General features: G+C 60.0%; 17 protein-coding genes. 2 read left to right on the forward strand and 15 right to left on the reverse strand.

Annotated features, from left to right (window positions below; all coding sequences use genetic code 11):
- The first annotated feature begins 14 nt into the window (after window positions 1-14).
- On the forward strand, window positions 15-950 hold the full coding sequence (locus RYC18_RS23625) for a LysR family transcriptional regulator (RefSeq protein ID WP_005780606.1): 936 nt from the start codon (window positions 15-17) through the stop codon (window positions 948-950).
- Window positions 951-957: 7 nt separating this feature from the next.
- Here the strand turns inward: RYC18_RS23625 and RYC18_RS23630 are convergent, their stop codons facing one another.
- From RYC18_RS23630 to RYC18_RS23655, 6 genes are all read right to left on the reverse strand, one after another.
- Complete coding sequence (locus RYC18_RS23630; protein WP_004656957.1) at window positions 958-1,107, reverse strand: hypothetical protein; 150 nt, start codon at window positions 1,105-1,107, stop codon at window positions 958-960.
- 126 nt (window positions 1,108-1,233) lie between these two features.
- Window positions 1,234-1,911: a type 1 glutamine amidotransferase domain-containing protein gene (locus RYC18_RS23635; protein ID WP_005744484.1), complete on the reverse strand. Its 678-nt coding sequence runs from the start codon at window positions 1,909-1,911 to the stop codon at window positions 1,234-1,236.
- 165 nt (window positions 1,912-2,076) lie between these two features.
- Window positions 2,077-3,294, reverse strand: coding sequence for an aldose 1-epimerase family protein (locus RYC18_RS23640; protein WP_316886925.1), 1,218 nt, complete (start codon window positions 3,292-3,294; stop codon window positions 2,077-2,079).
- A gap of 736 nt (window positions 3,295-4,030) precedes the next feature.
- Complete coding sequence (locus tag RYC18_RS23645; RefSeq protein ID WP_316886927.1) at window positions 4,031-4,357, reverse strand: hypothetical protein; 327 nt, start codon at window positions 4,355-4,357, stop codon at window positions 4,031-4,033.
- 82 nt (window positions 4,358-4,439) lie between these two features.
- A complete protein-coding gene (locus RYC18_RS23650; protein WP_316886928.1) occupies window positions 4,440-5,351 on the reverse strand; it encodes a hypothetical protein in 912 nt (303 codons plus the stop codon).
- A 65-nt stretch (window positions 5,352-5,416) separates the two neighbouring features.
- Window positions 5,417-6,577 carry a TDT family transporter gene (locus RYC18_RS23655; RefSeq protein ID WP_316886929.1) on the reverse strand — a complete coding sequence of 387 codons (1,161 nt, stop codon included), beginning with the start codon at window positions 6,575-6,577 and terminating at the stop codon, window positions 5,417-5,419.
- A 128-nt stretch (window positions 6,578-6,705) separates the two neighbouring features.
- Here RYC18_RS23655 and RYC18_RS23660 point away from each other — a divergent pair, with 128 nt between their 5' ends.
- Complete coding sequence (locus RYC18_RS23660; protein WP_016982106.1) at window positions 6,706-7,659, forward strand: LysR family transcriptional regulator; 954 nt, start codon at window positions 6,706-6,708, stop codon at window positions 7,657-7,659.
- Here RYC18_RS23660 and murJ read toward each other — a convergent pair.
- From murJ to RYC18_RS23705, 9 genes are read right to left on the reverse strand one after another with little or no spacing between them, the layout of a single operon-like run.
- Window positions 7,593-9,008, reverse strand: a complete 1,416-nt coding sequence (gene murJ, locus RYC18_RS23665; RefSeq protein WP_316886931.1) for a murein biosynthesis integral membrane protein MurJ — start codon at window positions 9,006-9,008, stop codon at window positions 7,593-7,595. The genes RYC18_RS23660 and murJ overlap by 67 nt on opposite strands.
- 15 nt (window positions 9,009-9,023) lie before the next feature.
- Window positions 9,024-9,845: an acyltransferase gene (locus RYC18_RS23670; RefSeq protein ID WP_005732638.1), complete on the reverse strand. Its 822-nt coding sequence runs from the start codon at window positions 9,843-9,845 to the stop codon at window positions 9,024-9,026.
- The gene (locus RYC18_RS23675) at window positions 9,842-11,257 is read right to left on the reverse strand and encodes an O-antigen ligase family protein (RefSeq protein WP_316886932.1); all 1,416 of its coding nucleotides are present in this window, start codon (window positions 11,255-11,257) and stop codon (window positions 9,842-9,844) included. The genes RYC18_RS23670 and RYC18_RS23675 overlap by 4 nt, the downstream gene beginning before the upstream one ends.
- Window positions 11,257-12,357, reverse strand: a complete 1,101-nt coding sequence (locus RYC18_RS23680; RefSeq protein WP_057424066.1) for a glycosyltransferase family 4 protein — start codon at window positions 12,355-12,357, stop codon at window positions 11,257-11,259. The genes RYC18_RS23675 and RYC18_RS23680 overlap by 1 nt, the downstream gene beginning before the upstream one ends.
- A complete protein-coding gene (locus tag RYC18_RS23685) occupies window positions 12,348-13,565 on the reverse strand; it encodes a glycosyltransferase family 4 protein (RefSeq protein WP_005780622.1) in 1,218 nt (405 codons plus the stop codon). Before RYC18_RS23685 ends, RYC18_RS23680 begins: the two co-directional genes overlap by 10 nt.
- Window positions 13,566-13,567: 2 nt before the next feature.
- The gene (locus RYC18_RS23690) at window positions 13,568-14,881 is read right to left on the reverse strand and encodes a cellulase family glycosylhydrolase (protein ID WP_316886933.1); all 1,314 of its coding nucleotides are present in this window, start codon (window positions 14,879-14,881) and stop codon (window positions 13,568-13,570) included.
- 1 nt (window position 14,882) lies between these two features.
- Window positions 14,883-16,061 (reverse strand): glycosyltransferase, encoded by a 1,179-nt coding sequence (locus RYC18_RS23695; RefSeq protein ID WP_004656925.1) that lies wholly within the window; start codon window positions 16,059-16,061, stop codon window positions 14,883-14,885.
- On the reverse strand, window positions 16,061-18,052 hold the full coding sequence (locus RYC18_RS23700) for a GumC family protein (protein WP_005744471.1): 1,992 nt from the start codon (window positions 18,050-18,052) through the stop codon (window positions 16,061-16,063). The genes RYC18_RS23695 and RYC18_RS23700 overlap by 1 nt, the downstream gene beginning before the upstream one ends.
- A gap of 17 nt (window positions 18,053-18,069) precedes the next feature.
- Window positions 18,070-18,849: a polysaccharide biosynthesis/export family protein gene (locus tag RYC18_RS23705; RefSeq protein WP_004656922.1), complete on the reverse strand. Its 780-nt coding sequence runs from the start codon at window positions 18,847-18,849 to the stop codon at window positions 18,070-18,072.
- Between the last annotated feature and the right edge of the window lie 113 nt (window positions 18,850-18,962).

An 18,962-nucleotide genomic window follows, 5' to 3' on the forward strand; every position in this document is an offset into this window, starting at 1 on the left:
AGCGAGATGCCTCAATGCTCAACAGTAATGCCCTGAGAAAGCTGGACATGCAGGACCTGATGGTCTTTGTCTCGGTGTATGAACAGCGCAACCTGACCCTGGTCGCAGATGCGCTGCATGTCAGTCAGTCAACGGTTAGCTACTGCCTGAAAAAGCTGCGCGCCAACTTCGAAGACGATCTGTTCATCTGCACCCGCAATGGCATGCGTCCGACCCGCAAGGCATTGGCCATGCACGCCCATGTGCAGCAGATTCTCGAGTCGGTCAATTTGTGTCACGACGGCCTGGGCCTGTTTGATCCGACCCGCAGGCAAACCACCTTCACGGTATGTGCCCCCGAGTATTTTGAACTGCTGGTATTGCCGCACCTGATGCGCGACTTTGTCGCCGCTGGCTTTTCGGTAACGGTCAATGTGCAGAAGCTTGAGAAGCAGTTACCCGCCGAGCAATTGAACGATGGTCGTTTTGATCTCGCCCTGTGCTTCGGACCGGGCTTTCACCGAGTCCCGGACGGCCTGGTTTCACAAGTGTTGCTCGAAGATGACCTGGTCTGCGTCATGGACGCCCGGTTCGCGCCGCTCAGCGCCCTGATCGACATTCAGACCTTCATCGGGCACCGCCATGTGTACCCGACGCCATGGACGTCCGACACCAACATGGTCGATGGCTGGCTGCAACGTCAGGGGCTGGAGCGCAACATTGTCGCGCGCGCGAACAGTTACCGCGCGGCGTTGCAATTGCTCGAGGGCACAGATTTCATTCTGGTGCTGCCAAGGCGCATTCAGACGCTGCTGGGCAATGAGCCATGGATTGCCGTGTTCGAGCTGCCGCCGGATCTGCCTGGTTTCAGTCTGGACATGCTGTGGAGCGCTCAGGCCGATCAGGACGAGGCCAGTGGCTGGCTGCGTGAGCAAGTCGTGAAGGTCTGCGCCGAGCGCGGTCTGCTCTGACGCGTGGTCAGTTGCCAGACTTGTCTTTCTGCGGGTCTGGCGAAGTACCAGGCCGCGGTTGCTCGCCCTGTTGATTGAGCTGTTTGTTCTTCTCGCCCACCTTGCCGGCGTTTTCCGGTTTGTGCTCGAGGTCTTCGCGTTTGGATTCATCTGCCATGACCGTATTCCTTTTTGTCGGGGGGTGTGGTGATTGGTCAGTGTGGCGGGTGCAAGATTCGATTTAAATGACGCGCGGTTCATTGTCCGGTGCTGTTAGCGTCGGACGCTGAACCGCGCACATCGATCAGCTCAACAGAGTGATCAAGTCTTTGGCCGCCTGCGCAGAGCTGGCCGGGTTCTGGCCAGTTACCAGCTTGCCATCGGTCAGCACGTAGACGCCCCAGTCGTCGCCCTTGGAATAGTCACCGCCCAGTTGCTTGAGCGTGTCTTCGACCAGAAAAGGCACGACATTGGTCAGGCCGACCGCTTCTTCTTCACTGTTGGTGAAGCCTGTGACACGGCGGTCCTTGACCAGCGGTTGGCCGTCCGGCGACTTTACGTGACGCAATACGCCAGGTGCGTGGCAGACCATCCCGTGTGGCTTGTCTGCATTGGCAAAGGCCTCGATCAGCGCGATGGAGTCCTTGTCTTCAGCCAGGTCCCACAGCGGGCCGTGACCGCCCGGGTAGAACACGGCATCGAAATCGGCCGCATTGACGCCAGACAGAAGGCCCGTATTGGCGAGCGCTTTCTGCGCATCGGCATCTTTGGAGAAGCGCTTGGTGTCGTCGGTCTGAGCGTCAGGCTCATCGCTTTTCGGGTCCAGCGGTGGTTGACCGCCTTTCGGAGAGACCAGCGTAACGTCGGCCCCTGCCTCTTTGAATGCGTAATACGGCGCGACGAACTCTTCGAGCCAGAAACCGGTTTTCTTGCCGGTGTCGCCCAGTTGGTCATGGGATGTCAAAACCATCAGGATTTTCATGTGCATGCTCGTCTTCGAAGGGTGAGAGGGTGTAGACAGGCGAAACCCTCAAGTGTTGTGAGAATTTTTTACCTCCGGAACAAGCAGGGCCGGATGTCGGCACAATCGCTTGCGTCGACATCCGGCCCTGTTTCACCGCTGCGTTGGAGAAGCGTCAGATGAGGATCATTGCTCCTTGGTCAGATCCACCAGCGGCTCTTTGCGCACCTCAGTCTCGCGACCGTCCTGAATGCTCTTGACCTGGCCAAGCGCCTTGTCGACCGCGCCCTTGTCAGCCAGCAGGCTGTAGCTGATCTGGAACTGACGTTGCTCTTTGGACGCTATGGTCGGTACCAGATTCAGCGGACGCTGGAAGCGGCGGTTGTAGGAGAAGCTGGTGCCCGGTTCCAGCCCGGTCACGTAACCCTGGCCTTTGGTGTCAGTGTTTTTCCACAGTGAGAACACCGGCAACTGCCTGGTATTGAAACCGACCGACACACCCAGGTTGCCCGCCTTATTGTGCAGCACGGTCAGCGTATCGCCCTTGGCATCGCCATAAGGCACGACGTTGTAGACCGTTTCGTCGTAATCCGGCGTCGGCGCACGGTAGGTCTGCCAATCGCCCAGATCACCCTTGGCTTTCTCGTTGAACGGTGAAACCTGCTTGACCGGTGCTTCGAAGCGCGCCCCTTGCTCGAGGAACGGTGTGCTGAAGTTACTGTGGTACAGCGCCTGGTATTCTTTCGGATAATCGCCATTGTTGGTCAGCGTATCGTTGAGCGAAAAGCTCGTGCTGCCTGGCTCGGTGACCAGTTCGGTTTGCACTGAAAAGTCGACCTTCTTGAACGCCTGCTCCTTCAATTCACCCTTGAGGCGGATCGCGTAAGGCGGCTTTTCGTCGATCTGCAGCGTCACTTTGCTGGCCGGAATGTTGGCAGCGCGACCATGCAGGGTCAGCAGTTCGCCATTGTCCATGCCCGGGTGGCCCACCCACTCGTATCCGCAACGGGTCACCAGTTCGTTGAAACCCTCCAGCCAGCCCAGCCCGCCGCGGCCATTGAGTTCGATAAACGCCGGATTGACTACATCCTTGACCGGCGAATCCCAACCCATACGTACATCACCTACCGATGCCTGCAGCACATTCATGCCGCGGGTAGGCACCACCGAAATCTTCATTGTGCCGTTATCGATATCAATGATGCTCACGCCTTCCTGACGACCGCCGTGCAGGGTTCGCATCGTGACAGTGAACGGCTTGTCGGTCTTGACGCCCAGTTGCTGACTGGTGATCTGCTGATTCTGCGCAGCCTTGTCGGTGTCGAGCAGCACGTAATCCCAGGCAAACACACTGGAAGCGGCTGTGAGGGCACCGAGGCCCACGAGCAGGGGAAGGGATTTCATGGTGGTGGTCCTTCTGTAATTATTGGAATTATGGTGCTGCATATCGTTTGAACAGCTATTTAACGCCTAGTTAATCGATTCAGCAATGGGCCGAGTCCAGGCAAAGCGCTTTTCAATCACCATGGCACTGAAGACACGGAGTGCGACGTTATCGAAGTAACTCGCCGAGGGGCGAAAAGGTGACCTGAGTCGAGCCCCAATTCACCTTACACCACAGAACCGGCGTGTGACGCGGAGCGGCACGATAGTCATATCTGAATCGTGCCTTTAACCGGATTGCTCTAAGCGCTTTTCAATCACGATGACACTGACGACGCAGAGTGCGACGTTAGTGACGGCTGAGTCCTGGCGCTGATCCGGGGGTAGCCTGGCAGGACGCCAGGCTAGCCGCACCGGACCATGGATGGTCCGTTGCGGCGACCCCCGGATCAGTGCCAGGGCGAAGGAACCCGACGAAGTCGGGCCGGAAACAGGAGCGGGGACTTTGCTTACTTTGGTCCCTCAAAGTAAGGCGCCGTAAGGGCGCAAAGGTGACCTGAGCCGAACCTCAATCCACCTGAAATAACAGAACCGCCGTATGACGCAGAGCGTCACGAACTGCATTCCCAAACGGTGCGTGAGGAACGAGGGGTACCTCTGCCAAACTGTCGTGACTCAAGTGAGCATAGGCATGCCCGACGCCCGTTTTCGAACCTGCGGTACTCAGCCATTAATAACGGATGCGTTGCAGGAACGGTCATTGAGGCTCAGGTGACTGCCCCCGGACCTGATCGGCCGCCTCACCCAACAACCGCTCGATCTGCGCATGCTCCCAGCCACTGAGCAAACTGACCGGGTCGGTGCGCAACCAGCTTTCGAACGAGCCCTCCCGGCCTTGCGGACAGCAGCACGCCCGACAGCGCATCGGGCTGCCATCGGTTATTTCCAGCATCAGCAGCCAGCCGTCGATATCGACCTGTTGCAGCCCGGAGCCGGAGGTTGTGCCGATAAGCCTCAACGACCGTGTGCCCATCGCAGCATCCCGCAGTTGCTGATACACCTCACGAGTCGTCAGAGCTTTCAAAGGCGTCACCCGATTCCATTTTTTTGAGTAAAGCACGATTTCGAAGCGTGCAGGATGAGATAACTGTCAGCTCAAACGCCCTTCAGGGCGCCGCGCCAAACAGGCGCTCGATCTCGGGCCGGGTCTGATTGATCGCACCCAGTTGGCGGATCAGCTCGGCCTGTCTGCTGCCACGTATGCCTGCGGTGGTCATGACCGCGTCGCGCACGTAGGTATAGACACCGCTGACGCCAAACGGCGTGATGTAACGCACGTGCTCGCTGATCCCTCGAGTGATGGCCTTAAAGTGCTCGCTGGCGTAATAGGTTCGACGGGCCCAGGCCGATTCGAACACCAGTTCCATCATGATGATGTTCAGGCGTGACGCCTCGACCTTGTGATCAACGTCGGGCGCAGGCGGTGCCGGCTGCGCGTTGTCGTAGGGTTGCGCGAGGTGCAGGCGCAGTTTGAGTACGGCATCGGCACCGGCCATTTCATTCGCGAGCTTTTCAATGGCCTTGCGGGCGGCGGGCAGGTCATCGCTGGCGAGATGGAAATGCAGGTGCATTTTGTCCAGCGTCGCCGTTTCGTTGGGAATCGGATCGGGCAGTCGATCCACCAGTGTGCTGGAGCCATCCGGCACGTCGTAAGCAATGGTTTGCTCAAACATGTTCTGCTCGTCGGAGAACAGCAGAGCGCTGGCGTCCTTGAATTGTCGCTGACTTTCGGCGGATAGAAAGCCGATCTCCACACCGCCATCCAGCACGTAGCCCGGCAGTGGCGTGACGCCTTCGATCAGCGGCCATAAATGACCATCCTTTTCACGCGTCAGGTGATGCTGCACATACCAGCCAAGGCCCTCAAGCCTGGCGCACAAAGGGCCGTGGACATCGCGCCAGTAGGTGGCGAACAAGTCATGGGGAACGCCGTTCCTGCGCAACACCGTGGTATACGAATTGATAACGATGTTTTCATCGCGAGCGCCGTAGTTACCGGAAAATTCTGAGATATGCATGAGTGCTCTTTGTCCTGAAGATGTTTCTCTCAGGCGCTTCGTCCGCGAGGTAAGTTCAAGGGAAATTACCGGCGGACACATTGGCTCGAAGCGATGCAGGGCGAGACGAACAGATGTCCCCGGTAGGCGCCTGCCAGAGTACGTGCCGACACCACCGACCACATCAGTGCCAGCAGCGCGACAAGCCCGGTACCAAACACGTCGAAAAAGCTCAGGTGCAGGGTAGCGCCGAGTTTGAGCGTCGCCAGCGCATACACGCCGAGCGGGAAGGTAAATGCCCACCAGCCCAGATTGAATTCGATACCCTGCTTGAAGTAACGCGCGGTGATCAATACAGCCAGCGCCAACCACCATAGCCCCAGCCCCCAGAACAGCGTACCGACCATCACACCGATGCCAGCCACCACCGTGCCGAGCGACGCCAGGCCGTGGGCGGCAAAGATGACCGGGGCCTCGTTGCCCATCACCAGCATGCCCAATGCGCCTGTGCCGATAGGGCCAAGTGCCAGCCAGCTCGACGCCGCCATGCTTTCATGAGGCAGTTTGTGCAATGCCAGACGCAACAGCAGAATCACCAGAATGCTCAATGCCACCGGTACCGAGTAGGCCCACAACACGTAGCTGGTGATCAGCACGGTGAACTGCGAATCAGCGGCTGCGAGGTGCGGGGTCAGCAGTCCGCCGCAGGCTGCTGCAACTTCTGCTGCCACCACTGGCAACAGCCAGACAGCGGTCATCTTCTCGATACTGTGTTCCTGACGGGTAAACATCATGAACGGAATCAGCACGCCACACGCCAGGGCCATTGCTACATCCAGCCACCACAATGCTTCGGCCAGCGGCACGATGGCAGTGCCCCAGCGCGCCGGGCCATACACCAACAGGCCGCTGATGACAGTTGCCAGCCCCATGGGAATGGTGCCGAAGAACATCGACACGGTGGAATGCCCGAACACCTGACGCGCCTCGTCGAAAAACAGCAGCCAGCGACTGGCGTACATAACGCTGAAGAGGGTGAACAGGCCGATGTTCAGGAACCATAACGCTTCACCCAGCGTGCGCCATGCAGCAATGTCCCCCGGCAGTTGCGCCAGCGCCAGTGACAAAATTCCGGTGCCCATAGTCACTGCGAACCAGTTGGGGGTGAATTGTCGAACGGCCTCCAGCGGGCTCGTCAGCGCTGCGAGAGGCGCGTTGCCCTTGTTGATAATGGTGAACCTGCTCATGGCCGTGTCCTGCTGCTGAATGGGAACAGGTTTTCAGTCTACGCAGTCACAGAAAATCTTCTAAACGGGTAATCTATCTTCTTGTTACCTGATTTTCAGGTAGGTTTGCCCGGCTACGGAGTTCAGCCTTGAGACTCAACCTGCGTCAATTACAGATTTTTTGCGCAATCACCCGCTGTGGCAGTACCACCAGCGCGGGTCATGCCTTGTCTTTGTCCCAGTCGGCTACCAGTGCGGCATTGAACGAGCTGGAAAGTGCGCTGGGCACCCGGCTGTTCGACCGGGTAGGCAAGCGGCTGGTCCTCAACGATAACGGCCAGACATTGCTGCCACGTGCCATGAAGATGCTGGAAAACGCCCAGCAGATCGAAGACAGCTTTCTATTGCCGGGCGCGACCTTGAATGCTCGCCTGCGAATCGGCAGTAGCAGCACCATTGGCAATTACGTCGTGCCGCAGATAGTCGGCGCACTGCGCAGTTCGACGCCTCTGCTGCGAGTCGATGTGGACATCGGCAACAGCACACTGATTGCTCGCAAGGTCGCGCAGTTTGAAATCGATATGGGCCTCATCGAAGCACCGTGCCATCTGCCAGAGCTGATCGCCGAGCCATGGCTGGTCGATGAAATGGTCATTGTTGCCGGCAGCGCTCATCCGTTGGCTCGACAACAGCAGGTTTCACTGGGGGAGCTGCAAAACGCTGAATGGCTGTTGCGTGAGCAGGGTTCGGGGACCCGGGAGGAGGTCGAGCACTTGTTGCTCAGGCATTTGCACGATCTGCAGGACATGCGCCAGGTAGGCAGTTCTGAAGCAATAATGCGCACCCTCGCTCAAGGCATTGGCATCAGTTGTCTGTCTCGTCGTATCGTCGCTGATCTGCTGCTGAGCGGGCAATTGCGCACGCTCGCCAGCCCGCTGCCGCCGCTCAATCGTCGGTTCTTCATGATCACTCACCGCGACAAGTTCGTCTCACCGAGCCTGGAGCGGTTCAGGGAGGCCTGTCGGCAGTCTGCCGATCAGGCAGGCACGTTGCGCCATGGTTTGAGCCACAACGCCAGCCCGAGCAGCAGCAAAGCGCCGTAAACACAGCTCAGGCCCAATTGCAGCCAGGTGTCGTGAAGCGGGTGCAGGAGCAGGGCGGCGAAGATCATCAGCAGGCTGGCCAGCAGCCAGTGACTGCGCCACGGCAAAACGCCGAGCAACGCCTGACGGCGCATCAGCAGCACGCCTGTGACCAGCGCGCCGCCCAGCGCCGCGATGGCGATACCGGTCAGGCCGAAGACAAAGGGCAGCGTCGCCAGCAGCAGCGCGTTACACAGACTGCCGATCAACTCGCAGTTGAGCGGCAGGCGCGTGTCACCGGCGGCGTAGGCGTAGCGCGCCAGCAAGGCGTTCCAGGCACCAAACATCAGCGGCACGGCAAACCAGGCCAGCAGCTCAGGCAACGGACCCTCATGGCTCTGATTGGGCAGCAACAGGGTCACCAGCGCACCGGCCGCACCGATCAGCCCGGCTACGGCCGGCAGGGTCAGTAATGTGGCGCTGCCCAGCCCGCGTCTGAGTAGCGACAAACGCTGCTCGCCCGCGCTGCCGCTCATCAGTCCGAGCAGTACCTGGTTCAGGCTCATCAATGCAATGAGCGGCAGGTTGATCAGTTTGCGCGCCAGATTGACCCAGGTTACCGCGCCTTCACCGAGCAACGACGCGACCATTCGCTCAAGCAAGGCAAGGCCCTGGCTGGCCAGGTTGCTGCTCAGCAGTGGACCGATGCGTTGCAGCAGTTCGCGCACGGCACCGGCTTCTGATTGCCACTGCCAGGGTCGCCATCCCGAACGATACAGGGCAGGCAACAACACGCCCGGCATCAGCACGCTGCCCAGTACGCACGCGCTGGCTAGCCCGGTCGATGTTGCGGCGTGGCTGAACGTGGCGAGGTAGATAACGGGCGGCAGGTTGAACAGCAGCGAGCCGAGCCCGGTCAGCACGAAGCGCGAACGGGCCTGCAAAGGTACGCAGAACAGCGCGTGAAGCATGAAGCCGGGTGCGCACCAGGCCAGCCAGCGCAGGCCGCTGGCTGCCTGTGCATAGCCGTCGGCGTCCAGCCCTGGACCGATAAGACGCACCAGAAACCCTGCACCGATCGCCAGCACTGCGCTCAATGCCACCCCGGTCAATAACAAACGCGGTGTCATGCCGCCCAGCCAGCGTTGTTGCCGGTCAGCCGGACGCTGCTGATAAAGGGGCAGGGCGGCAGCGCTGAGCAGCCCCGCGGCCAGTGACATGCGCAGCGCTTCGGGCAAAAACATCGAGACCAGAAAGGCATCGCTCTGACTGCCGGCACCCCAGGCTGCTACCAGCAGCCATTCACGGGCAAAACCGGCTGCCAGGCCGGTGAGGGTGGCCAGTGTCAGCCAAAGTGTCGAGCCCAGCATCGCGCGCCCTGCCGATCAGTGAAACAGGGTGAACAGGCCTTTGCCGCCCACCTTGTAGTTGAGGCCGCGGGCGCGCTCACCCTTGACCTCGGCATTCGGCCCGCTGACGATCGCATACGGCGCGACAGGTTTGGACACCACACTGTTGCCGCCCACTACCGCGCCTTCGCCGATGTCTGCACCGAACGAGAGCAGCGCGCGGCTGCAGATCCATGCGTAGTCGCCGATGAACACCGGCCCGCCGACCGCCCAGAATTCGGGCTCGGCGAGGTCGTGTCCACCCGCGATAATCAGCACGTGTGAAGCGATGGTGACGTGATCGCCAATCACCAGCCCGCCACGGGCGTCAAGCTGGCAGTGCCAGCCCACGGTGGTGTCGTTGCCGATGCGCAGGCTGTCGACGCCCAGCACCTCGGTATTGCGCCACACCGTCGAACCCTTGCCGATTTTCGCTCCACCGATGCGCAACCACAGCAGGCGCAGGGTATGGCTGGGGATCTTGCAGATCAGGATGTTGTAAGCCTGTTCCCAGGTACGCAACATGCGGTCACGCAGGGTCGGCCAGTTGATTCCGTACAAAGGAATCAGCGCACCCAGGGTTTCGCTGGACAGCAGCTTGTAGAAGCGCCGCGCCAGCGGGTTTTCGATTCTTGGTTCGATATTCAGGTAGCAGATGAACGACAGGGTGCGATCCTTGATACGTGTTTCAAAGCACACTTCGTTGTCCAGCATCCACTGGTAGGCGGCTTCCAGCTCTTCGAGCGGCACCGCCATCTTGCGCGCGTAGTCGGGCAGTGCCTCTCTGAGATTATGAGAATGCATCATGCGGTGTTTCATGAGGAGGCTCCCGGCTCGGGTGAGGCGTCAGGGTGTTGAGGAGGCGTCGTGGTCCTGGCGCGCAGGCGTCTGGTTTCGTGCAGGCTGATGCCGACAAATAGCCAGAACAAGGCAACCAGCACGCTGGTGAAACTGAAGTAGTGGTCAAACAGGCCGCTGAACAAAGCAGACAGCACGCCCGTGGTGCAGCCCAGCGCAATGGCGTTTTCCCGAGTCAGCACTACCCGGTCGCTGCCTGGGCGAACTTCTTTCCACCAACTGATGGTCACGGCGATGAACAGCAACATGCCCGGCAGGCCGATCTTGTAGATGAAGTTCAGCCACAGGTTGGAAATACCGAATTTTGTATAGCCCAGTACCGGCGGGTCGACCTTGAAGCCGATGCCGAACGGGAAGGTGGCGACTGCGTCGGGAAAATGACTGTATTCCAGGAAGCGAATCGCGGTACTGGCGTCGTCGGAGGTGAACAACCCCATCAGTCGGTCCTGCAGCGGCGGGTAGAACGCCAGCAGGAAAATACCGGCGACCAGTCCGCCCATCAACAGCCGTCCCAGATGCGGAATGCGTCGTCGGGCCATCAACAGCATCACGGCGATCAGGCTCAGCAGCGCGCCGCGTGAGCCGGTCAGCAACAGACCGATGGCACCCAGTGCCGCCACCGTCAGGCCCAGCCTGCGCGCCGAGCCGGTGCGCGTCATACCGAAGCAGAATGCCAGTGGCAGCAACATGGCCAGAGCACCGCCTGCCACGTTGGGGTGCATCCACGGTGAGCCCATGCGGCTGGCAAGCGAAAGCAGGCTCTCGCTCAAGATGTCTGCACCGCTGTAGCCCAGGCTGCCTAGGATCGGAATGATGGCGGTTGCCGAGCCTTTGGTCACATACACCGAGATCGACAGCACCAAAAGCAGCAAAGTCCCGCCGAGCAGCGCCATGACCGCCTTTTCCAGGGTCTTGAGGTCGGTCAGCAAGCGCGGCACCAGAAACAGGATAGACAGGTTGAACAGCCAGCGAACCCAGTTGATCGGGCCGTTGCCGTCGGCGACGACGGTCAACTGGCCGACCAGAAACGGGAACGCACTGAACAGCATCAATGCCACCAGCAGTTTTTCGGTGCTCAGCATTTTGGGCACAGTGTTGCGTTCCTGAAAGACTGCATGCAGCAGGTAGCTGGCCCAGGTCAGCATGATCAGCGCTTCGGACACCGTGGTACGAACGCCAATCTGAATTGTAGAGTAGGGCAGGAAGGTCCCGATCAGGCAGAACAGCACGAGCCCACGGACCGGGCGGCGAATGATCGTGGCCGCCGCTGCCAGACCGATTGCTGCCGCCACGACGAACGGTGCAGGCAGCATGCAGATCATCACACCGAATATCAGGCTGAACATCAGCCCCAGGGGTAAGGCCAGTGGCATCAGCGCAATTCCTCCAGCGTCGCGTGCACGCGTTCGCAAAAGGCTTTCAACTGGTAGCGCTCTGTCCATTCCCTGGCAACTGCGGGGTCCTCTTCGGGCGCATGCGACAACGTGCCCATCAGTCTGATCAGGTTGCCACTGTCGACAGGTGAAAAGCGCGGGCTGTCGGGCGGAGCGATTTCATCCAGCGAAGAGCCGGTGGCCACGGCAACCGGCGTGCCTGTGTTCAGTGCTTCGATCACCGGTAGCCCGAAGCCTTCGCTTCTGGACGGCTGCCAGAGTCGCTCGGCACTTTGGTAGACCGCGTGCAGTTCTGCATCGCTCAGGCCGCTGAGCACGTGCAGGCCCGGTAACTGGCGCTGGGCTTCGGTCAGCGGATCGTCGCCACCGACCAGTACCAGTTCCGGGGTGTCGACAAATTGCATGCGTGCGGTCTGCCAGGCATCCACGAACCACTTGATGTTCTTGCGCGGTTCGCGTGTGCCCACGCATAGCCAGTAACGCAGGGGCATTCGCAGTTGGCTGATATCAGCCGGCTCACCCTTGAAACCTTCTACCAGCAACGGCACCACGCGCAGCTTGCCTTTGACCCTGGGAAACAGGCGCGCGACTTCGTTGGCAGTGAATTGCGACGGCACCCAGATCTGGTCGGCCACTTTCAGCGACCAGGCAATCGACAGGTAGTCGGTCAGCCGGTAAATCCTGGCTTTCAGTCGTGAGCCGTGACTGTTGTGCTGAGTGATCTGAAACAGATCGTGCAGCTGTAATACGTAGCGCATGTCAGCCGGTTTGCGCCCCAGCGGCAGGCCCATGTTGATGTTGGCGAAGTAGATCTGCACCCCGGCATCACGCAGGGCGCCCGGCAGGAACATGCCTTCGAAGCGCAAGCGATCCGGCAGGCGATGAACCGAGTCCAGTGGTGCCGCCCAGCGTGGGGTGTGCATCAAACGGCGTACCGGATGATCGTAGGGGGCCACGCCGAACAGCTGCAATTGCACGTCCGGATGTTCACGAAACGCCTGTTCCAGCGCGAAATTCTGGCGACCGATGCCGCTGATGGGGTAACCGGCTGCCGCGCGGTAGTCGAGTCCTATACGCATGAGCGCGATCCTTGCTTGGGGAGCGAAAAGCGGGTGTAGATCACTTCCAGCTGGGCGGCCGAAACGGACCAGTCGTGCCGGGCACGCACATAAACGCGGCCGGCTTCGCCAATCTGGTCGAGCCGTAACGGTTTATCGGTGTATTCAACGATCAGGGTTGCCAGCCCGGACGCGTCTTCGCTGCCCAGGTAATGTTCGCCATTGGTGACCGACAACCCGGAAACGCCTTGCGCGGTAGTGACTACCGGCAGTCCGGCGGCCATGGCTTCCAGTGTCTTGAGCTTGGAACCGCCGCCCTGGCGCAGGGGCGCGAAGAACATTGAGGCACTGGCCTGCAAGACGCGCAGGTCAGGTACGAAACCCAGCCATTCGATACGCGGGTCAGGCCAGCGTTCACGCCAGGCTTCAGGCAGCCCGAAGCCGCCGATGGCAAAGCGCACAGCAGGTGCCTGAGCCCAGACCAGCGGCATGATTTCGTCCAGCGCCCATTCGATGGCATCGATATTGGGGCCATATTCGTAGTTGCCGATGAACAGCAGGCGATGGCTGTTTCGGTCCGCATGAACGCTGGCGTAGTAAGCGCAGTCGACGCTGTTGACGACATAAGACGTGGCCCTGCCGCTCAAGCGCGACAGCACCTTGGCGTCGTCTTCGGTGACCGCGATCAACTCGCCGGTCTGGCGAAATACCCGGGTTTCCCAACGCCGGTAGCGCCAGCGGTCATACACGGCGAAGGCATTGGCCCAGCGTGGCAGGCGGTCGTAACTGGCAGCGCCAAGGTCTGATTCAACATTATGTTCGGTCAGCACGAACGGTTTGCCCGAACGCTTGAGTACGCGTTCGAATGGCTGAAAGAAATAGGTGTGCTGCAACTGGATGATGTCCCAGTCCTCTTCAAGCAATTGCTCGAAGACTTTTTCCAGTTTCGGGGCGTAGCCGTTGACGCTGGCGAGCATCGGCGCAGGTGCAAACGCCACGGCCAGCAACGTGCGCAGGCTTAACAGCGGGCGTCGATCGATCACGATCAAGCGCTCCAGCCAGGGTTCCAGTGCCGAACGAGCGCTATCGTCCAGCGCGTTCTTGGACTGCACCAGCAGGGTGATGCGATGGCCGCGCGCTGCCAGATTGCGCAGCAAATGGTATTCCCGGGTTTTGCCGCCGCTGGTGGTAGGCCAGGGCAGGTAAGGGAGCGTCCATAGAATTCGCATACTCAGGGCTTCCATTCCAGAATTTGCAGAGTCGGCTTCAGCAGCAGAGTGACACCCTGGCTTGCGGACAATGGAGTGCGGCTGCCGCTCAGCGGGTCATGCACGACCGCGTCGGTGATGTTCGGGAAATTCAGCGAGGTGCCGGTCGCACTCCAGAACATCAGTAGATGAGTGCCATCGTCACGGGTCCACGGCACTGCGTACAGATCGTCCGGTACACGGCTCACTGCGGGCGGCTCGGCGGGTTGCAGGCGCGGGCCGGTGATCTTGAGAAAATTCTGCAGTGCGGTGTAGACCGGTTTGGGGCTGGCTTGCAGGTCAAGCAGGCCGTAACCCTGATCGCGGGCCGAGGCGCGCTCATCCAGATCACTGAGATTGAACAGGAAGATGCGCTGAAAATCCATCGCACTCATCAGTGCCAGACGGCGCAGGGTGTAGTCGGCCTGACCTGAAGTGCCAATCAAATGTTGCATCTCCACTGGGCCTGCATAGCTTGACCAGCCCCATTCAGTGGCCCACACCTGCTTGACGCCATTGCTGTGCAGCAACTGGTTCATGGCATTGGCGCGCACCAGAAAATCGCGGTCCGGTAGCGAATCGCCTTCGGGGTACTCGGAGTACGGATGGTATGCCGCCACGATGTTCTGCTGGCCCAGGCCATTATCGAGCAGGGTCTGCATCATGTAGCCAGAGGTACTGTGCATCTGACTGTAATAAGCCATGCCCGCAGTGACGATGGTCTTGTCCGGCAGGGCGGCGCGAATCGCGCTGGCAGTGGTGGTCAGCAGGCGTCCATAGGCGGTCGGGTCTTCCTTGGGCAGCCAGACAATGTTCGGCTCGTTCCAGACCTGCCAGTTGTTCACCTGTGGATAGCGCTGGGCCAGGGCGGTCATGCGTGCGGCAAATACGTTGAAATCCGTGGGCGGATACTGATCGCGGCTTTTCGCACCGGCCGGTGCGCTGCTGGCGAAAGGTGCCGCGCCCACCAGATAAGCCACCGTGTTGTAGCTGTGCGCCTTGATTGCGGCCATGGCGGCATCCAGCTCGGTCAGTGCGTAGTGATCCTTTTGCGGCTCGATCACCGGCCAGTGAATGGTCAGGCGCACCCAGTTGAGGCCCAGTTCGTCCAGGCGGCTCATCTGTTGTTGATAGATATCAGGCGCAAAGTACTGAAACTGCACATTGACGCCCAGAAAGTCCGCCCAGACCACCTCGCGAGGTGCCTTGAGGACCGTTGCCGCGTGGGCCGCGCCAGTCATTGCTGCGCTGAGCAGTGCGCTCGCGACGATTTGCCGGAATCTGGATGGACGCTGCATGTCACTTCTCCTCGCACGCCTGGCGGAATACATCCCGAAAATGCTCTGCGGTGTGGCTCCAGACTCTGGCCTTGCCCATGTGCGAGGCGTTTTCGGCCCATTTTTTGACCAGCTCCGGATCCGCGCAAGCTTGCGTCAGAGCCTTTGCCAGTCCGTCCACATCGCCTTGCGGATAAATCATGCCGTTGCCGTGCGAGACTTCTTCGGCAAACGAGCGTGCATCAGAAGTAATCACGCCCCTGCCACACGCCACCGCCCATGACAGCGCGCCGCTGGTGCCGCGCAGTTTGCCCAGAAGCTTCAGTTTGCTCGATTCGCGATAAGGCAGGACCATCACGTGATGGGCCTGGATTACCTGCGGGATCTGCTCGGCAGGCAGGTCCAGTTGCCAGTCGATCAGATCGACAAGGCCCAGTTGGCGGATACGCAGGCGCAGTTGCTCCAGGTAGCTGCCGGACGGGCCGAAGGCCATTTCCGGCTCGCTGCCGCCTGCCAGGGTCAGGCGTACGGTCGACCTCAACGCAGGCTGCGCGGTGAAAACGCTGGCCAGCGCATCAAGCAGGTCTTCGATTCCCTTGCCGCGATAAATGAAGCCGAAATACAGCAGGCGCAATGGCTTCAGAGGTGGTAGCGGGGCGGGAGCGATGGCAACGTTGCCGTGACTGATCACCGCCATCTGTGCGGTTTTCAGCCCCATGCGCTGACGCAGGCTCTGGCTGCCCGCCTGGGTCAGTGTCACCAGACGGGTCATGTGCTGCGCCAATTGCCGTTCTTCACGCAGGCACAGCGGGTCGGCCAGCACCGTCGCCATTTCCGGCAGCGGTGAGCGCATGCCGCTGGCGATCGATAAGGGCCATGGCAGTTTTTCGCGCCGCCACACCAGCCGCTCGGGATCGTGCACTGTCGCGGTCAACGGCAGCTTCGGGAAGCGTCGACGCAAGGCACGCAGGGCCTGAAACTCTGCCAGCCGTCCGCCGCCCAGTTCGGCATGGACCAGATCGATTTCGCTCCAGTCCGTTTCGGCCACGCGCCGTTCTGCGGCACGTGGATCGTTGCCGACACCCAGCAGCGGTGTACTGACCTGCAGGCCGAGGCTTTCGAGCGCATGCCGCAGGTGACCGGCATAATCGGCGATGCCGTTCTGCTCGGGTGGCAGCGGCGCAAGCAGGGCAATGCGCATCAGCCTCGGCTCCCGATCCGTTTGAGGAAGTTAAGTACCTGCTCCGGTACCTCGAAACGACGGCGGTTGATAATGATGCCGTCGACTTTCTTGAATGCGGTGTTGAGGTTATTCAAGGTGTCTTCCAGCATCGGCACGGTGGTGTCTTCGGCACGCACCACCAACACGATCAGGTCAGCCTTGCGTAGCAGCACAAAAGCATCCTGATTGGCGGAAAGTGCCGAAGCGTTGATCAACACGATTTCGCCAGGACTGGCCGGCCCGCGGCCTTCGGTGCGGACCTGATGACCCTGTTCGATCAGCAAGGTGCTGAGCCGCTCGATCACGAACGACACGCCCGCGCCTGACTTGACCGAGGTGAAGCCGATGGTCAGGCCGCGCTCGTCTACCTGATCGAGCGGCAGAATGCCGTATACCCGGTGCAAATTGGAGGTGAAGGCTGCACTGCGCTCCTGAGCACGTTCCAGGTCGGGCAGACTGGTCCAGACCGGGACGCCGAAGCTGCTCTCGATCTTGTCGCCGTCGTGGATGCGCTGGTCCAGCAGGTAGAAGAAGTAAAGCGCCACGGCACCGACCACAATACTCAGCGGGAATGCCAGAAACAGCATCAGCAGGCTTTTCGGGAACACCCGGCTGGGGTTGAAGGTGGCGTCTTCGATGGTCGCGATATTGCTGATCTGGCTGTTGTCCAGCTCACGGTCAATACGCGATTTTTCCAGGCTGTCCTTGTACAGCGCATAGCTTTTCTCGGCCGCATCCAGTTCGTTCTGCAGGCGCGAAAGCTCCGGCTCCAGATTCAGTGCCTGCTGGCGGTCGCTTTCCAGCTGCGCGATCTGCGCATTTTGCTGAACGAGCTGGGTTTGCAGGCGCGCGTAGCTGGTCTGCTGATCGGCGTACACGTTCTGCATGCGGTTGTAGATGGGGTTGGGAGTGATGCTTTCAGAGCGCTGGACGGTGGCTTCCTGTTCCTTGAGCAGCTTCTTGAGGTTGTTGACCTCCTCATTGATCGCCCGGATTGGCGGCGCCTCTTCCTTGAACGAGCGGAGCATTTCCTGACGCTCCACTTCCTTGCCATTGATGCGGTTCTGCAAGTCCTGGCGATTGGGGTTCAACGCCAGTTCGCGACCTGCCGAGACTGTCTTGGGCTGCTCTGCCAACTGCTTTTTCAGCAGGTCCAGGCCGGCCTTGGTAGACGCAATGGAACGGGTTGTGTTGTTGCGCTCGGTACGCAGATCGTTGAGCCCCTGCGAGGTATCCGCCAGGCGCTGGGAAATGCTCACTGCGCTCAACTGGTTCAGGTAATTCTGGATTTGCTTCTTGTACTCGATGATGTTCGCGCCGGTCGTTTTCACTTCCGATTCATAGAACGCGTACAGGCTGACCCGGCCCAGTGTCTTTGTGCGTTGCAACTGGTACTCGGTGATCCAGGTCCTGAGCACGGTCTGGGCGATGTCCGGGTCGTTCCAGGTAAATCTCAGCTCCATCACCGACGAGCCCGGTTCGTGGCTGACCTTGAAGTTTTTCTCCAGATCCTCGGCCAGGCGTTCGGCCTGCGAGCGATGCTCCACCAGACCGATAAATTGCAGAACGTTGCGTACGCCGTTGACGACTGCCCCGACGACTGCCTTGAGGCCGTTTTTCACCGACGCCAGAACGCCGGTTTCAGGCGGCACCATAGACAGCTCGGCGAGGTATTTTTCGGACACGGCACGCATGATCGGCCGCCCGCTGAGCATGCGCTCTTCGTCGAGCAGCGGATCACGCAGGCCGCTCGGTATAACGATAGCCTGACGGTCGGACAGCTCGATAGGTACAGTGCTGCTGTCACGGCCGGGCTTGACCAGCAGCAAAGCTGTGGACTCGTAGCGGTTGGGGAGCAGAAACGCGCCCAGAAGGATGATGACGAAGGTCGCCAGCACGGTGATCCTGACTTCGCGCTTGAAAATGAACAGCAGGCGCAGCAGGTCGCGGAATGAGCGGATGTTGATCATGTCTGTTTCCCTGACAATTAATTGTTGTTGCGCAGCTCGTAGTTCATGCCCAGTCCGATCGACTTCGCGAAGGGGATCAGCTGGTTGAAATACAGGGATACGCCGTCAACCTTGTTGCCGACCGATGATTTGGGAACGAACACGATATCGCCACGTTTCAGCAGTACCGGCGCTGTAGGGCCACCCGCACCGCCCGCCCAGAGAAACTTGCTGTAATCAAAGAAATAGGTCTTGTAGAGCCCGTTTTCTTCCTGACGCAGCAGCGCGACCTGACCGGCATCGGCATCCAGCGCCACACCGCCCGCGCCGACAATCGCCTGATCGAGATTGGTAGCAACGTTAACCGGCAACGTTACCGAGTTACGTACGGCGCCGCCGACAAACACGGTGTTGCCCGGTGACTGGGAAATGTTGATGGTCAGTGCCGTCTCGCGGTAGACATTCTGCAGCTTGCTTTCCAGCAGGTCATTCAACTGCTGGAGTGTCAGGCCCGCAGCCTTGACAGTGCCGATGTAAGGGTAGGAAAAGGTGCCGTCGTTGAGCACCTGAAACAGGGTCAGCTCGTAGATGGAGTTGGCGGTAAACGCCGAAATCGACGGTGCCTCGCCACTGTTGCGCACGATTCGCAGGGTATCGCCAGGACGGATTCTTTCCGGCGGCAGCGGTTTGCCCGCCAGTGCGCGACCTGCCGCCTGACCGGCTTCAATTTGCGCACGGTCATCCGGCAAGCCCACCCTGGACGGGGTGTTACATGCACTCAACAGCAATAAGCTTGCGATCAGCATCATGCTTTTCATTGGTCCTGAACTCCTGTCGAGCACAAATACGGCTCCCTTGCGGGTAATAAATTCATGTTGGCGGGTACTGCCTGTTCCGGTTGCTATCAATTGAAAACCGAGTGAATCAAGCG

Source organism: Pseudomonas syringae group sp. 247E2 (assembly GCF_032587795.1).
Classification (GTDB): domain Bacteria; phylum Pseudomonadota; class Gammaproteobacteria; order Pseudomonadales; family Pseudomonadaceae; genus Aquipseudomonas; species Aquipseudomonas amygdali.

Excerpts from the sequence above, each read along its gene's own strand:
- RYC18_RS23670 (WP_005732638.1), bottom strand. The coding sequence starts at position 9,845 with ATGAAACACCGCATGATGCATTCTCATAATCTCAGAGAGGCACTGCCC.
- RYC18_RS23640 (WP_316886925.1), bottom strand. The coding sequence starts at position 3,294 with ATGAAATCCCTTCCCCTGCTCGTGGGCCTCGGTGCCCTCACAGCCGCT.
- RYC18_RS23700 (WP_005744471.1), bottom strand. The coding sequence starts at position 18,052 with ATGATCAACATCCGCTCATTCCGCGACCTGCTGCGCCTGCTGTTCATT.
- murJ (WP_316886931.1), bottom strand. The coding sequence starts at position 9,008 with ATGCTGGGCTCGACACTTTGGCTGACACTGGCCACCCTCACCGGCCTG.
- RYC18_RS23685 (WP_005780622.1), bottom strand. The coding sequence starts at position 13,565 with ATGCGAATTCTATGGACGCTCCCTTACCTGCCCTGGCCTACCACCAGC.
- RYC18_RS23675 (WP_316886932.1), bottom strand. The coding sequence starts at position 11,257 with ATGCCACTGGCCTTACCCCTGGGGCTGATGTTCAGCCTGATATTCGGT.
- RYC18_RS23695 (WP_004656925.1), bottom strand. The coding sequence starts at position 16,061 with ATGCGCATTGCCCTGCTTGCGCCGCTGCCACCCGAGCAGAACGGCATC.
- RYC18_RS23630 (WP_004656957.1), bottom strand. The coding sequence starts at position 1,107 with ATGGCAGATGAATCCAAACGCGAAGACCTCGAGCACAAACCGGAAAAC.
- RYC18_RS23650 (WP_316886928.1), bottom strand. The coding sequence starts at position 5,351 with ATGCATATCTCAGAATTTTCCGGTAACTACGGCGCTCGCGATGAAAAC.
- RYC18_RS23635 (WP_005744484.1), bottom strand. The coding sequence starts at position 1,911 with ATGAAAATCCTGATGGTTTTGACATCCCATGACCAACTGGGCGACACC.
- RYC18_RS23705 (WP_004656922.1), bottom strand. The coding sequence starts at position 18,849 with ATGAAAAGCATGATGCTGATCGCAAGCTTATTGCTGTTGAGTGCATGT.
- RYC18_RS23680 (WP_057424066.1), bottom strand. The coding sequence starts at position 12,357 with ATGCGTATAGGACTCGACTACCGCGCGGCAGCCGGTTACCCCATCAGC.
- RYC18_RS23655 (WP_316886929.1), bottom strand. The coding sequence starts at position 6,577 with ATGAGCAGGTTCACCATTATCAACAAGGGCAACGCGCCTCTCGCAGCG.
- RYC18_RS23625 (WP_005780606.1), top strand. The coding sequence starts at position 15 with ATGCTCAACAGTAATGCCCTGAGAAAGCTGGACATGCAGGACCTGATG.
- RYC18_RS23690 (WP_316886933.1), bottom strand. The coding sequence starts at position 14,881 with ATGCAGCGTCCATCCAGATTCCGGCAAATCGTCGCGAGCGCACTGCTC.